The 13,525-nt window shown below is 54.5% G+C and carries 14 protein-coding genes, 1 tRNA gene and 1 pseudogene; 5 read left to right on the top strand and 11 right to left on the bottom strand.

Going from position 1 to position 13,525, the window contains the following annotated elements; all coding sequences use genetic code 11:
• On the bottom strand, positions 1-422 hold a 422-nt coding region (locus tag FEAC_RS05370; protein WP_419195360.1), incomplete at its 3' end, for a transposase.
• 436 nt (positions 423-858) lie between these two features.
• Between FEAC_RS05370 and FEAC_RS05365 the strand changes: the two genes are divergently transcribed.
• The gene (locus tag FEAC_RS05365; RefSeq protein WP_052565695.1) at positions 859-1,974 is read left to right on the top strand and encodes a tyrosine-type recombinase/integrase; all 1,116 of its coding nucleotides are present in this window, start codon (positions 859-861) and stop codon (positions 1,972-1,974) included.
• Positions 1,975-2,195: 221 nt separating this feature from the next.
• Here the strand turns inward: FEAC_RS05365 and FEAC_RS05360 are convergent.
• A tRNA-Gly gene (locus tag FEAC_RS05360) sits at positions 2,196-2,269 on the bottom strand.
• Positions 2,270-2,344: 75 nt separating this feature from the next.
• Here FEAC_RS05360 and dcd point away from each other — a divergent pair.
• Both dcd and FEAC_RS05350 read left to right on the top strand, forming a co-directional pair.
• On the top strand, positions 2,345-2,905 hold the full coding sequence (gene dcd, locus FEAC_RS05355) for a dCTP deaminase (protein ID WP_035388849.1): 561 nt from the start codon (positions 2,345-2,347) through the stop codon (positions 2,903-2,905).
• An 86-nt stretch (positions 2,906-2,991) separates the two neighbouring features.
• Positions 2,992-4,992, top strand: a complete 2,001-nt coding sequence (locus FEAC_RS05350; protein WP_035388850.1) for a (Fe-S)-binding protein — start codon at positions 2,992-2,994, stop codon at positions 4,990-4,992.
• Here the strand turns inward: FEAC_RS05350 and FEAC_RS05345 are convergent.
• A complete protein-coding gene (locus FEAC_RS05345) occupies positions 4,989-5,645 on the bottom strand; it encodes a COG4315 family predicted lipoprotein (RefSeq protein ID WP_052565693.1) in 657 nt (218 codons plus the stop codon). The two genes, FEAC_RS05350 and FEAC_RS05345, sit on opposite strands and share 4 nt — an antisense overlap.
• A gap of 107 nt (positions 5,646-5,752) precedes the next feature.
• Here FEAC_RS05345 and FEAC_RS05340 point away from each other — a divergent pair, with 107 nt between their 5' ends.
• Entirely contained in the window at positions 5,753-6,829 is a 1,077-nt protein-coding gene (locus tag FEAC_RS05340; RefSeq protein ID WP_035388851.1) for a cation:proton antiporter domain-containing protein, read from the top strand.
• On the opposite strand, the gene FEAC_RS05335 is transcribed toward FEAC_RS05340, so the two are convergent.
• Together FEAC_RS05335 and FEAC_RS05330 are read right to left on the bottom strand one after the other, a co-directional pair.
• Positions 6,818-7,528, bottom strand: a complete 711-nt coding sequence (locus FEAC_RS05335) for a hypothetical protein (protein WP_035388852.1) — start codon at positions 7,526-7,528, stop codon at positions 6,818-6,820. The two genes, FEAC_RS05340 and FEAC_RS05335, sit on opposite strands and share 12 nt — an antisense overlap.
• Positions 7,525-7,956, bottom strand: coding sequence for a hypothetical protein (locus tag FEAC_RS05330; protein WP_035388853.1), 432 nt, complete (start codon positions 7,954-7,956; stop codon positions 7,525-7,527). Before FEAC_RS05330 ends, FEAC_RS05335 begins: the two co-directional genes overlap by 4 nt.
• A gap of 205 nt (positions 7,957-8,161) precedes the next feature.
• Here FEAC_RS05330 and FEAC_RS05325 point away from each other — a divergent pair, with 205 nt between their 5' ends.
• Entirely contained in the window at positions 8,162-8,821 is a 660-nt protein-coding gene (locus FEAC_RS05325) for a hypothetical protein (RefSeq protein ID WP_035388854.1), read from the top strand.
• Between the two features lie 619 nt (positions 8,822-9,440).
• Here FEAC_RS05325 and dnaB read toward each other — a convergent pair.
• From dnaB to FEAC_RS05295, 6 genes and pseudogenes are all read right to left on the bottom strand, one after another.
• Positions 9,441-11,204, bottom strand: a complete 1,764-nt coding sequence (gene dnaB, locus FEAC_RS05320) for a replicative DNA helicase (RefSeq protein WP_052565691.1) — start codon at positions 11,202-11,204, stop codon at positions 9,441-9,443.
• Positions 11,205-11,216: 12 nt separating this feature from the next.
• Positions 11,217-11,666: a 50S ribosomal protein L9 gene (gene rplI / locus FEAC_RS05315; protein ID WP_035388855.1), complete on the bottom strand. Its 450-nt coding sequence runs from the start codon at positions 11,664-11,666 to the stop codon at positions 11,217-11,219.
• A gap of 147 nt (positions 11,667-11,813) precedes the next feature.
• Positions 11,814-12,077, bottom strand: a pseudogene (rpsR, locus tag FEAC_RS15935) (30S ribosomal protein S18); the annotation flags it as partial.
• Positions 12,078-12,079: 2 nt separating this feature from the next.
• Entirely contained in the window at positions 12,080-12,550 is a 471-nt protein-coding gene (ssb, locus tag FEAC_RS05305; RefSeq protein ID WP_035388856.1) for a single-stranded DNA-binding protein, read from the bottom strand.
• 31 nt (positions 12,551-12,581) lie between these two features.
• A complete protein-coding gene (rpsF, locus tag FEAC_RS05300; protein WP_052565689.1) occupies positions 12,582-12,917 on the bottom strand; it encodes a 30S ribosomal protein S6 in 336 nt (111 codons plus the stop codon).
• A 210-nt stretch (positions 12,918-13,127) separates the two neighbouring features.
• Positions 13,128-13,514, bottom strand: a complete 387-nt coding sequence (locus FEAC_RS05295; RefSeq protein WP_052565687.1) for a DUF5318 family protein — start codon at positions 13,512-13,514, stop codon at positions 13,128-13,130.
• Between the last annotated feature and the right edge of the window lie 11 nt (positions 13,515-13,525).

Below are 13,525 nucleotides of genomic sequence, written 5' to 3'. Positions count from 1 at the left end.
CGTCTAGACGCCGAGGCTCTTAGTTTGGTTCCATCGAGAGCAACCCTGCCAAGCTTGACCAGTCCTGCCTCGGAGCAGAGAACCAGTACCTGGTTAAACAGATCACCAAGGGCCTTCTCGTGACGGCGATGGAACCGAGCCAGTGAACGATAGTCAGGAGTAGTGTTGGCACTAAGCCAACGAAAGGCTATATCGATGTGGCATCTCTTCTCCATCTCCCGAGAGGAGGTAACCCCGGTTGAGTAGGCATACAGGAGAAGCTTCAACATCATTGTCGGGTCATACGGTGGCCCACCAGAGGCCTCGACATAGAAGGCATAGATAACTGAAAGATCTAAGAGCTCATCTACCACCTCGGAGATAAAGCGTGCTGTGTGATCTTTGGGAAGCCAGTCATCAAGGGAGGGAGGCATGAGGAACATCTGACCCTGGTCATAGGAACGAAAGGTCTTGGCACTACCGATGGGAGCCTTGGTCTTTGAGCCCTTAGATGACTTAGTCACACCAACAAGTTCCACAGTGACATCATCGCAGCTCATAGCTACTATTTTACCACACAACCACCCCTTGCGCCAGCTCTCATGACCCCAATTCTCACCCGACAATGGGCTACTTATCTGGGGTTCAGGTTGGGATACTGACCCACGCTCCTAGCGGAGTTCGGACTCCAAGAGTGCACTACTCTATTGCACTCTTTGCCAAGGGTGACTAAACTCCCTGCTTGGGAAGCCAAGAATAATTCCGGCGGCGTCAGTCTTCCTAGGGCCAAGTGCCATGACGATAAGACAATTGTGCTTATCAGTACCTTCGAAGAATTGCCACGAACCCTAAGACCACTCACTGAAGCGAGGGATGAACATGTCGAGCATCAGACGTAAGCCATCCGGACAATGGGAGGCTAGGTACCGGGATCCGAATGGTCGTCAGCGTGGCCGTAGCTTCTCCACCAAAGTCGAAGCACGCCGCTTTCTGGAACGCGTTGGTGCAGATATTCAGAGAGGTGCATGGATGGATCCCCAGCAAGGACGGATATCGCTGGATGTTTATGCCGACTTCTGGATCTCACAGAGATCGGATTTGAGCCCGCGGACGTTGGAACTCTATAGGGACCTTCTAGACCGATACATTATTCCCGCCTTCCGAGGCACCGAGTTGACCAGAATCACACCAGCGGCGGTGCGGGTCTGGTACAACGAGTTAGCGGGAAAGCGCAAGTCAACATCGGCAAAAGCGTATAGATTGCTTCGCGCAATTCTTAACACTGCAGTCACAGATGAGCGGATTACGCGTAATCCCTGTCGTGTTGAGGGAGCAGGTGTGGAGCGGGCGGCGGAACGACCAACAGCTACAATTGCAGAGGTTGACGCTTTGACTCAAGCGATGCCAGAGCGGTTGATGGCGCTAGTGCTCTTGGCGGCTTGGTGCGGACTACGTCGTGGCGAGCTTTTGGGGCTCCGGCGCAAAGACGTTGACCTGAAGCACGGGACCGTCCGTGTTGAGACCACTCGCCAACAGCTCCGGGATGGGACGGTAGTTGTTGGACCGCCAAAGTCACAGGCTGGACTCCGGACGGTTGCGGTGCCACCTCACATCACTCTTGCGCTCGTAAAGCATTTGGATTGCTATGTCTCGCCGGAACCAGATGCCTTATTATTCACCGGGATCAAAGGTGGTCCACTACGTGTCCATGTTCTACAGAAATCCTGGGATCAAGCTCGTCGAAGCATCGGCAGGAGCGACCTACACCTCCATGACCTCCGTCATTCAGGGAACACCTGGGCTGCGGCAACTGGTGCGAGCACGAGAGAACTGATGGCTCGAATGGGACATGCTTCGCCCAGGGCGGCTCTGATATACCAACACGCTACTGAGGACAGGGATAGGGCGATAGCAGCTGCATTATCGAGCCTTGTCGAATCTGCGGAGGTTGTGCATATTAGGCGTAACTGCCCACCATCCGACCAACAGAAGTGAACTGAACCACCGATGGAGTCGGATAGTTCGTCTAACAAGCTATTTGAATCCAATTTTCAACAAGGTTTGGCGGTTTCCATTTGATGCCGAACCCGCCGCCCTGCCCCTACTCTCGAGTAACAATGTGCGCAACGTGGTCTAAATGTGGTCTGAGAATAGCTTTCAGAAGCAGTACGAACTCAACTTGGTATCTAAAACAGCCACTGAACAGCTCCGATGTCTGGAGCGGGCGACGGGAATCGAACCCGCGTTCTCAGCTTGGGAAGCTGATGTTCTGCCGCTGAACTACGCCCGCAATGTTGAGATTCCTCCAACATCCCCCAATCAGGCGTCGGAAGCGTCAACCTCTAAGGGTTAGTGTAATTGAAGTATGATTTTGTCCGATCGATCCATCATCGCAGCTCTCGAGACTAAGCGTGTCATCATCGACCCCCTAGCCGAGAACGCCATTCAACCTTCGTCTGTCGACCTTCGCATTGGCAACAAGTTTCGAGTTTTCCGGAACTACTCCAAAGGCTTAATCGACGTCCGAGAACCTCTGGATGACCTAACGGAATTACTGGAGGTCGATACCAGTGGGGCGTTAATTCTCCACCCAAATGAGTTCGTCCTCGGTGCCACCGTAGAACGGGTCTCTATAGGTGCCGACCTCGTAGGACGACTGGAGGGAAAGTCATCGCTCGGACGACTCGGGCTCCTGATTCACTCAACCGCGGGCTTCATCGATCCCGGGTTCTCCGGCACCATCACGCTAGAGCTCTCCAATGTAGCCAATCTCCCGATAAAGATCTACCCAGGCATGAAAATCGGACAGATCTCATTCTTAGAGATGACGACGGAGGCAGACAACCCCTATGGTTCAGACGGATTGGCCAGCAAGTATCAGGGTCAAGACGGACCAACGCCGAGCCGTTATCAACTCGACATTTAGCATGTGGGTTGCTAATCTATGTTACCGATCAGTAATATGTAGATGGGCCTGATAGGCATGTCTGCAAATCAACGAGAGGAGAGGGAATGAGCATCCGTCTCATTGTCGGCCTAGTTATCATTGTCGTATCACTGATCCTGGTGGCGCGGCGCGGTCTCTATCTCTATAGCATCGTTCGAGCCGGCAAGAAGGTGGAGCGCGGACGCACCACCGCCGAACAGGGGGTAAAGGCGGAGGCTGTTGAGGTGCTCGGCCAACGCAAGCTGTTAACCAAAACCGTACCTGGCATCGCTCACTTCTTTACCTTTTGGGGTTTCACCATCCTCCTGGCAACCATCATCGAGGCTATCGGTTCGCTCTTTGACCGCCACTTTGCGATACCGTTCATTGGCCATGACAGTTGGTTGGGATTTCTCGAAGACTTCTTCGCACTCGCGGTTCTCATCGCAGTCTGCGTCTTTAGCATCATCCGCATCAGGGAAGCTCCAGAGCATCGCAACCGCGACTCCCGATTCTACGGATCCCATACCAGAACCGCCTGGATCACCCTTGGCTGGATCGCCGCAGTCATCATCACGCTGTTCGCCTATCGTGCCTTCCAGGTCAACGCCGGTGACTTCCCATACTCAGATTTTGCGTTCATGTCCCATGTCTTGTCGATCCCCTTCCGCCACATGGGTCCGCACACCAACTACACCCTTGAGTCCATCTTCTTAGTAGCCAACATCGCGGTCATCTTTAGTTTCATGATCTTTGTTGTCCATTCCAAGCACCTACATATCTTCACGGCTCCACTCAACGTTGCTTTTGCTCGACGCCCGATAGCACTTGGCGCACTCGCTACCACTCCCAACATGGACCCAGAGACGCTTTCAGAAGAGGATGTATTCGGTGTTGGAACCATCGAACAGACGACCTGGAAGCAACGCCTAGACCTACTGGCCTGCACCGAATGTGGCCGGTGTCAAGAACAATGCCCAGCTTGGGGGACGGGAAAACCTCTCTCTCCCAAACTCCTCATAATGAGTCTGCGCGAGAAGATGCTCTCTGGCACATCACATGACGACAACCTCGTGCCCGACGTTATAGACCCAGATGTATTGTGGTCGTGCACCACCTGTGGTGCCTGCGTCGAGGCGTGTCCAGTCGACATCGAACACGTCGACACCATCGTTGATATTCGGCGTTACCAGGTACTTATGGAGTCGAGTTTCCCCTCTGAGGCAAACTCAATGCTCAGAAACATCGAAAATCAGGGCGATCCATGGGGCCTTGGCGCCAGCCACCGTGCAGACTGGATGCAAGGGTTAGACTTCGAGATTCCCATCGTCACCGATACCATCAGCGCCGAGACTGAGTACCTTTTCTGGGTGGGTTGTGCCGGCGCACTTGACGAGCGGGCCCAACGGGTGACACGGTCTATCGCCACACTGCTCCATGGGGCAGGAGTCAACTTCGCTGTCCTAGGTCCACGCGAGAGCTGCACCGGAGACCCCGCACGTCGTATCGGTAACGAGTACCTCTATCAGACGCAAGCACAGTCCAACATAGAGACGCTAAACGCCGTCGGGGCACGCAAGGTGATCGTCTCCTGTCCACATTGCTTTAACTCAATCGCCAACGAGTACCCTGCTCTTGGTGGTAACTACGAAGTTGTCCATCATTCCCAACTGCTTAGCCGGCTGATCGCGGATGAGCGCATAAAACCAACCAAGCCAGTCGATAAGACGGTAACTTACCATGACCCCTGCTATCTCGGTCGTCATAACCACGTCTACGACGAACCCCGATCTGTGCTGGAGTCGATACCAGGTGTTCACTCCAGAGAGATGAAGCGTTGTCGCGAAAAGGGCTTCTGTTGCGGAGCTGGAGGGGCTCGCATGTGGCTTGAGGAGAACATAGGAAAACGCATCAATCTAGAACGGACAGATCAAGCGCTTGAAACCGGTGCGGATGTCGTCTCTACTGCATGCCCGTTCTGCATGATCATGCTCGACGATGCCGTGAAGGCACGTCAAGCCGACGGCAGCGCAGATCCGAACAAGCAGGTGCTCGACGTCGCTCAGATCCTCACGAGTTCGCTCTAGCCTTTCTTGGCGCTCGACTTGGCTAACGGCTTGGTGATCGGGAGCCCGTTGACGCCTACTACATACCAGATGCCGCCCTTACCTTCAGCATTGATCTCGCCTGGCTTAGTGTCCAAGCGATATCGGTAAAGCGGTCTCCCTCCATACGACACCTGTTCCCATGAGTTATTAGCCGTCAACACCCCAAGGTCAGCAGCCAATATACCTGGACCGGCCTGAGGAGCACCGTTGGTAAGTTCAGGAGGAAAGGCATTTAGACAGATCTTAAAGCACTTGCTAGCGCGAAACTCATCACCAAGTCGGACGTAGAGCGTGTAACCACTTTGCGTCGTCAGTATCTGTCCGTATGGCGAGTTTCTGATGCTTATCGTAGCTGGGTACTTCGGGTCTCCATTTACATAGTTTGGATAGCTAATCGGCCCGTAGTTTGGGATTGGGAATCCGGCTCCGTCGTAGGAGGACGCTGTCTTTGGAACACCAAAACCACCGAGCAATTTTGCTGTCGCACTGCTACCAGACCCCGAGGGTCCGTTAGTGGGCGGCACCGCTGCTCCAGCAGATGCTGGACCATACTGTCCATTGGAAAAATGGCACGCCGAGAGCGTAACCGCTAACGCACCAATCACCGCTACACCCCGCAAGAACTTACCCACAACCAACATTCCTACTAGGCTAAACCAGAGTTACAGATAATAAGCCTTTCTGGGTCTTGGCCACTCAGCGAGTACCGAGGGATACACAAGAAAGAGAGTCAGGGCCGGTGGTAGAGGCGGTAGTGGTCATAGTGGTGGGTCTTGCGATCGGCACAGTTCCCCCAAAGTGGCTACGTCTTCCGGAGCCAATGGTCTTGCTCGCCATAGGAGCGCTTCTACGAGTAGCGCTTGGTGGGCACGCGAACGAAGACGTATTCAAAGTGGCCGCCTATATCGGCCTCTTCGCACTGCTATTTGGTGTCGGCGTCGAGCTCTCCGACCTAGGGCATCGCCCACTCACCCCACTCGGACTCGGCTTGGCTTCTATAGGCGCAATTATCCTCGCAGGCATCGGTATCGTCACGCTGCTAACCCTTCAGACAACACCTGGTCGCGTAGCTCTAGCGATCATCCTGAGCTCGATTCCAACCTCCGCAGGGATAGCGGCTCGACTCATAAGGCCTCACGGCACCGGAGACGGAAGTGGCTATGCCACCATCATCTCCGCTGCGGTTGCGGATGACTTCTTTGGGATTACCCTTCTCGTGTTGGCACCGCTGTTGGCAGTGGGTGCCTCCCTTGACCTGACGAGCAGCCCATCCATAGCACTCGTCGCCTCTGTGATAGTGGTCGTGGCAATGCTGCTCATACGACCGCGCGGCACCCCCCTCAAGTTGGTGAAGCTCAGCGTACTCACCATTGCTGGGATTGTTAGCGGCGTCTCCGCTGCACTGCTTGGCGTCTTCGATGGACACGAAACCGCACCCCATCTGCCCAACAAGTTCCGGAGTTGGTTGCCAACCCTCGAGCGACTCCTACCGACGATGTTCTTCATGGTCGCCGGTTACGACATTCACTTGAGTCTGCTCGCCCATACTCGCGTGCTCCTCTCAGCGGCTCTCATCGTGGCGGCACTCCTTATATCACGTCTGGTTATCGCCGTCGCGACGCCCGGCGATCTCCGGGTCCGGTTGGCCGTGGGGGCCGGCATGCTCGCCAGAGGAGAGGTAACTATAGCAATGGCTCTCGTTTTTCTTCAGTCAGGTGTAATCTCAAGCTCTAACTACGCAAGTTTGATGGCGGTCGTGCTTGCGTCTACAGCCCTATCGGCGGTGGCACTACGGCTAAACCGCTTAAGACGGTGAACCTTTAGAGACCTCACTAGCTGGGGGTTTCTTGATCGCTACCTTCTCGCCAAAGTGAGAGAACTGGACTGTGGAGGTAACCGTCACCTTAGTGCTCGAGGAGGAGACAAGTTCCGTCTGATTCACCTGAACCACCTGGCCCTTGCTATTGAGATAGGCGGTGAAGGTATCGGACTTCAAACCGGTCAACGAAGTCGCCATTGATGAGGTGAGCTTCTTCTTGTGTGTCGATAGATCAGAGGCCGTAAACACTCCTTGATATCCGGTCGTCGACTGGCCCAGGACCTTGATCCCAGCAACCTTCTTAACCGTGGGGGTTGCCCGTAACAAAGAGGAGATAGACCCAGGGGATGTAGCTGGAAACGGCTGTTTTTGGACATACCACTTGTTCTTGAAGTAGATCCATTCGGTCTTGCCAATACGAGTTACGCCAACCTTTTCACTCTGGCTCTGGCCAGAAAGACTCACCGAGCTCGTGAGGTTTGCAGTGGCCAGGTGTGCACTATAGTTCTGATCACCACAACCTTGCAACTGCGTGCTATCCGTGCCACTGGTAGCCTGGGTTACAAAACAGAAGTGGACCTCCTGGTTTGTTAAGGTGGCTGCATCAGCGCTAACTGGGTTAGCGCTGCTACTACTCGAGCCGCAGGCAGCCAAAAGAAGCCCCCCCACTGGGACGAGAAGAAGAAGCTTCTTCACTGTACTGATCTCCTTCCCTGACGGAACGTTAACAACAACGCCGCCAGCGCAATTAAAAATGTCAAGTAAACACCGTAGGAGGGACCATAGGCAGCCGCGACCTCGGTGGAGTGATACGAACCGGGTCCAACCGTCAAGTACAGAGCAGCGCCCGCAAACATCAACCCAGCTCCAACCACTCTCCATGCACCAATAGAAACCTTTGGTGTATGTCGAGCAAAGAACGACTCATCGGACGTCAGGACAAAGGCAAGCAACAAAACTCCGAGCACAGTCAAGAAACCCCAACTATGGAAACCGTCTGTCGTTCCCGCAACGCTTAAAATCGCAAAGGAATGCCAAGGAAGAAACAGAGTGACGGCAACCGCCACTACGGTGGCCGAAAGAATACGATCTTCGGCCCTGAGCCTCTCCCAAATGATTTTCAAGCAACGTCCTCCGACAACGCAGTCTAGACGGGCCGGCTTTCACGATCAGTTGAAAGCAGCCACCGATTCTCAGCGACATCGCCAGCAGCGTTCTCAATCTCTCATCAACGCCACTCCGGCTATGTGTTATTGTCGATCAGAATTTTGTTGTATACTACAAGAGTATTGGTATCTATCGGTTAGCACCCGAGAGATCGGAGGGGAGATGCGCGAACATGCTATCAAAGCCCTTATGGTTGCCTATGGTGCTCTTTTTGGCGCTCTGTTGATCGACGGTATTGTGTGGCCGACTAACAATGTCAACATCTACGGTATCAGTTATTACCTGGTTCATATAAGGACATTTTTCCCGTTGGCGCTCGGCTTCCTGATCTGCATTGGTCTGGTCATTCATGTAGGGCGACAGCTTCCCAGTGACGAGCAGCCCTTCAGAACGCTACGTACTAGCTTCATTGCGATCGGCGTGCTCATGGCAGGCATCATGCTCACCCCCTACACATGGAACACATTCTTCAACTGGGCACATATGACTCTCGGAGCTGCGCTCTTTGTGATCCAGCTTGCGGTATCGATCTGGATCACCTCGCGTTGGGTGCGTGTCGGCATCAATTGGAGCATGATCATCGTACAGCTAGTCGGCGGCATCTTAGCCATGTTCTCGCTCCCGGACAATGGAATCAATCTCCTGATGCCTGGTGAGATCATCTTTCAATTCGGCTTTGCAATTCTTCTACTGTCGTCCCTCTCGCGACTCCTCACCAACCTCCCCATCGGCCAGCGGGCCGCCGACATCAGCTCTGAAACCACTCAGGAGCTACCAAGCCCGAATCGATCACAGCTGCACGAGAGGCAGCCGAGCTCCTAATAGGTGCATCTGCCAGGATGGCGCTGAGTCATTGAGGTCGGTCACTCGTATCACCATTTGGCGACAGCAATCCAGTTTTGACTCACCACCATCGCTTGCGCAGCAGGTGAACCCGGTGCCGCCATCTTGGCGATACTTCTCTATTCGCGAGTACAACCAGTCCATATCTAACCAGACTGCAGAGGCGGCTGTCTCCACTTCGGGTTGAGTTGTCTTATCCACCGGCAGCGGATGCCAGTCCCTTGTATCAGCTAGCTCTGGTCGTGGGGCAGTCGAGCCTTTCAACAGTTGTGGCATCCACGATCTAGGCCTGGCGATGCTTGTTGTCAAATGAATACGAAACCTTTAGGCAACCGGTCTCGGGTCGAGTTCAACCACCGACCGCTGTAGCTTGGAGTCGTTGCTGAACATGTGCACGGATCTGCGAACTCATAGCTGGTCTTGATCGAGTCCTAGAATTCATAGATGGAGAACTTCGACCGTGGCGCGCATCGATGGAAAGCGTTACCTGCTCTCCGCGATGTAGAGGTAGGCATATGTTGGCGGCGTCATCAAGGTTGTGGCGCCTAGACATTGTGGCGCTATTACCTACGTCCTCCAGGTCAGTTGGTGCACTTGGCTACCCCTGAGCGATATCAGCAAAGAGTGCCCAGTTCTCCATGAAGGCGAGATGGACGGTCCCAACCGGGCCACTTCTATGCTTGGCGATAATGATCTCGGCTACACCACGATCGGGGCTGTCAGGACGATAAGCCTCGTCCCTGTAGATAAACATAACGATATCGGCATCCTGTTCTAGTGAGTTATGAACAAGAGCATCGTTGGCATAAAAACAATGCGTGTCGACAACCTCGATGTCGAATACCAACTCCGAACCCATCGGTTCTAGTGAGGCAATCGTCTGTGCATCGACTGTCCCCTCTTGATCGAGCGCTAGAACCCGGCCTCCAATAGCCAGGGCATCTGCGCGCACGAACCCAGATGGCGTAGCGATCGGATGATTATGAGTAGCGTCAAGATAACCACCCTCCGTGAACTCGATGCGGAGCAAGGGCTTGACCCCAGTGGCCACCACTCTCTTAGCTAGCGCCACAACCGCCTTACCCTCTGGAGTCGCCGAGACCACCTCAAAGTGTTCTCGGCCCTTAGCCCACAGCATTCCAATCGTCTCAGCGCTACCGTCTCCCAAGCGAACCTTGGTATCCCAGGCCAGGCATCCAGATTCGCGAAGATCAGCAAGAAGTGGACGCTTGTCGCTCCGGCTCTCGAGATTTCGCGACAGCTGCGATAATGCGATGACGGGAACATCGAGCTCACGGGCGAGTAACTTCAAACCACGTGAAATCTCTGATACCTCCACCTGACGGGACTCCACATTACGCCTCGATGACATCAACTGAAGGTAGTCGATCATCACGAGCGAGAGACCCTCGTTGGCCTTCAGGCGTCGAGACCGAGCACGGATATCGAGCACTGTAATGTTTGGATCGTCATCTATAAAGATCTTCCGCTCCGCCAGTCTTCCAGCCGCGTGTGAGATACGGTCCCACTCGCGCTCAACTAATCTCCCGCTTCTGATCTTCATCGAATCCACTCTCGCCTCACCTGCGAGTAGACGCTGACCGATCTCGATACGACTCATCTCTAGCGAAAAAATGAGTACGGGATCCTCAGAGTTCTCGGCTACCTTCGAGGCCATCGAGAGGGCGAAGGAGGTCTTACCCATGCCGGGGCGGGCTCCCACGATAATCAGGTTCGACCGATGGAGACCCGAAAGTTTCTCATCAAGATCTCTGAAGCCAGTCGACGCAGTTTTAGTCTGACTTTCCCCCTGGGCGTAGAGCTCCTCGAGCTCCTCAAGCGCCTCCCACAAGACGTCACGGATCACGACCGCGTTATCGGTGTTATTACCTTTGGCAACATCGAATATTCTAGCCTCGGCATAGTCAACGATCTCCTGGACATCGTTGGGGGAGGCATATGCCTGCTCCGCAATCTCGGTCGCAGCTGCAATCAACCTACGAAGTAGCGAGTAGTCACGAACAATCTGGGCATAACGAGAGGCACTTGCTATCGCCGGCGTAGACGCCTGCAACAGCAATAGCTTCTCCGTGCCACCTACCTGATCGAGCACTCCGGAGCGCTTTAGTTGATCAGATACCGAGACAACATCGGTCGGATCTCCAGCGGTGTAGAGATGCCAGAGTGCGGCATAGACATGGCGCAACGATGGTTGAAAAAAATCATCCTCGCTGACGAGCTCGACCGCCTCGCTGATCGCATCGCGCGAAAGCAACATCGCGCCAACCAGCGAGTCCTCGGCCTCTACACTGTGCGGCGGTACCCGAGTCTCATTAATCGATCTCGGCTCACGCGTCGCCATATCTTAGTACGTCTATGACTCGGCGATAACTTCGACGTTGATAGCAACCTCGACCTCGGGATGAAGTCGGATAGGAACCGAGAAGGTCCCTGTGGTCTTGATCGGCTCTGACATGTTGACCTGATGGCGATCGATCGTCACACCCGCCAGCTCGGTAACCTTCTCGGCGATCTCGCCTGTGGTCACCGATCCAAACAACTTGCCGTCTCTGGAAGATCGCTTTGAGAGGTTGATCTCAAGCGCTACCAGTTGGGAAGCCAGTTCCGAGGCTGCTTCGAGCTCCCGTTGGTGCTTCTCAGCCGAGGCCTTCCGCATAGCCTCAGCCTGCGCCGCCACCTTCGGCGTCGCCACAATGGCTAGACCTTTAGGGAGAAGATAGTTACGGGCATAGCCATCGGCCACCCTAACATAGTCACCACGTCTACCAAGTCCAGTGACTGGTTCGCGAAGTACAAGTTCCATGACCTACTCTTCCCCATCTTGTGAATCATCGTCTTGATCGACATCGTCCACATCGACTATGTCGTCAACGTCTTCATTACGAACCCGTCGATCAGAACTGCGTCCGCGACCACCGCCAGCACCGCGCTCGCGATCATTGGTTGGGCGAGCGAGATAGGGCAACAATGCAAGCTCTCGTGCCACCTTGATTGCGTTCGCCACCTCAGCCTGATGTTGCGTACAGTTGCCCGTAACCCGTCGAGCCCGAATCTTGGCTCTATCGCTGATATAGCGCCGGAGCAACTCCACGTCCTTATAGTCGATCCACTCTGATTTGCTCAAGCAGAAGCTACATGGCTTCTTTTTAAACTTCTTGAGCGCGTCTGCCGATTCCTTGCGAACCGGTCGCTTCTTAGTAACGTTCTTTCCCATAGTTAAAATGGCTCCTCATCGTAGTTGAAGCTTCCAATCGACGGCTCTGGCGTATTTGATGGTGCCATATTGCGACCGCCACTGCCACCGTCAGGTCCACCACCCGTGCGTCGATCCGCCTTCGTAACCTGGGCAGTAGCCCATCGAAGCGAGGGACCGACCTCATCGGCAATCACCTGAATCTTGGAACGCTTGTCACCCTCGGGCGTCTCCCAAGTTCGCTGCTCAAGGCGTCCGGTGACAACTGCTCGGGACCCCTTCTCAAGGCTCTCCGCGACGTTCTCAGCGAGCTCACGCCAGCACACTACTTCAAAGAAAGAGGTTGACTCCTCCCAATCCTGCGTCTGTTGATTCATACGTCGTCTGTTGACTGCGATCGAAAACGTGGTTTGGGCCAAACCCTGCGAAGTAAATCGCAACTCAGGCTCTTTGGTGAGATTGCCAATCAAGGTGACGGTATTTCCAGCGGACATGTTTTTCTTCTCCTGTCCTCGTGATGGTGTCTTAGCGCGCTGCACCCTTGAGGAGCGGCGCTTTTCCTGACTGAATCGCTCGCTCAGGGAGACGGACGATCTTGAAGCGGAGGACCTCGTCGGCGATTGACAGAACTCGGTCGAGCTCAGTTACGGTTGCGGGCTCAGCCTGAAAACGATGGAAAGAGTAAAATCCCTCCAAATGGTGGGCAATGGGATAGATAAGGGTGCGACGCCCCCACACTGCCCCTTCACCAAGCGAACCACCACCGGCCGCGACGATAGATTCGACACGCCCGGTTACGCCTTCGCGAACCGTCTCTTCGAGCGAAGAGTCCGTAATTAAAGCAAGTTCATATGTTCTCAAAAGGTACCTCCTATGGACCAGGCTCTTCACCAGGACTCCCTAACCATACATGGCTCAGGGAGCAGGAAAGCAATACAACGACCCTCAGTAGATGAGTCGATCGTAGCTAGGTTAGCAGCGCGGCGTGCGCTGCACTGCACCCCTTGGCCAGTTGATTGCCATTTTGGCCAAGTGGAAGCGTAACCTCCAGATGTGATGGCGGCAAGAATCTCATCGCCTGAACCGTCGTTCAATTAGAAAGTTCCACCGACAAGCTGTGCAGACCTCAACGATACACATGCTCAGATCGGTCACCTCGAGCATCGAAGAGTCATTCAGGAGTCCTCCCACCACTTGACCGCTTGCCGGCAAACCCTTACCGAATCCATAGGCTACGTGGCGCAACGCAGCCTCGTCACAAACTGGACACGCGTCACGTAAAGCTATCCCGAAGCTGGTCGCCGCATCTAGCAACCGCCGGTCAGCATCACAAACATCGACTGGCGTGAGATTTCCTCGCCGCAGGTCGCCAAGGACTCGAGCACGCAAGAGGCGCAGGTCCAATGCCGGACCATCAAAGCTCGAGTGTCGAGACCGACGCGGGTCTGCTTCTCCCATGCGTCCACCAT

It is taken from the genome of Ferrimicrobium acidiphilum DSM 19497 (assembly GCF_000949255.1).
GTDB lineage: Bacteria > Actinomycetota > Acidimicrobiia > Acidimicrobiales > Acidimicrobiaceae > Ferrimicrobium > Ferrimicrobium acidiphilum.
Note: the sequence above shows the minus strand (reverse complement) of the source record. Positions and strands in the feature narration are given on the sequence as shown.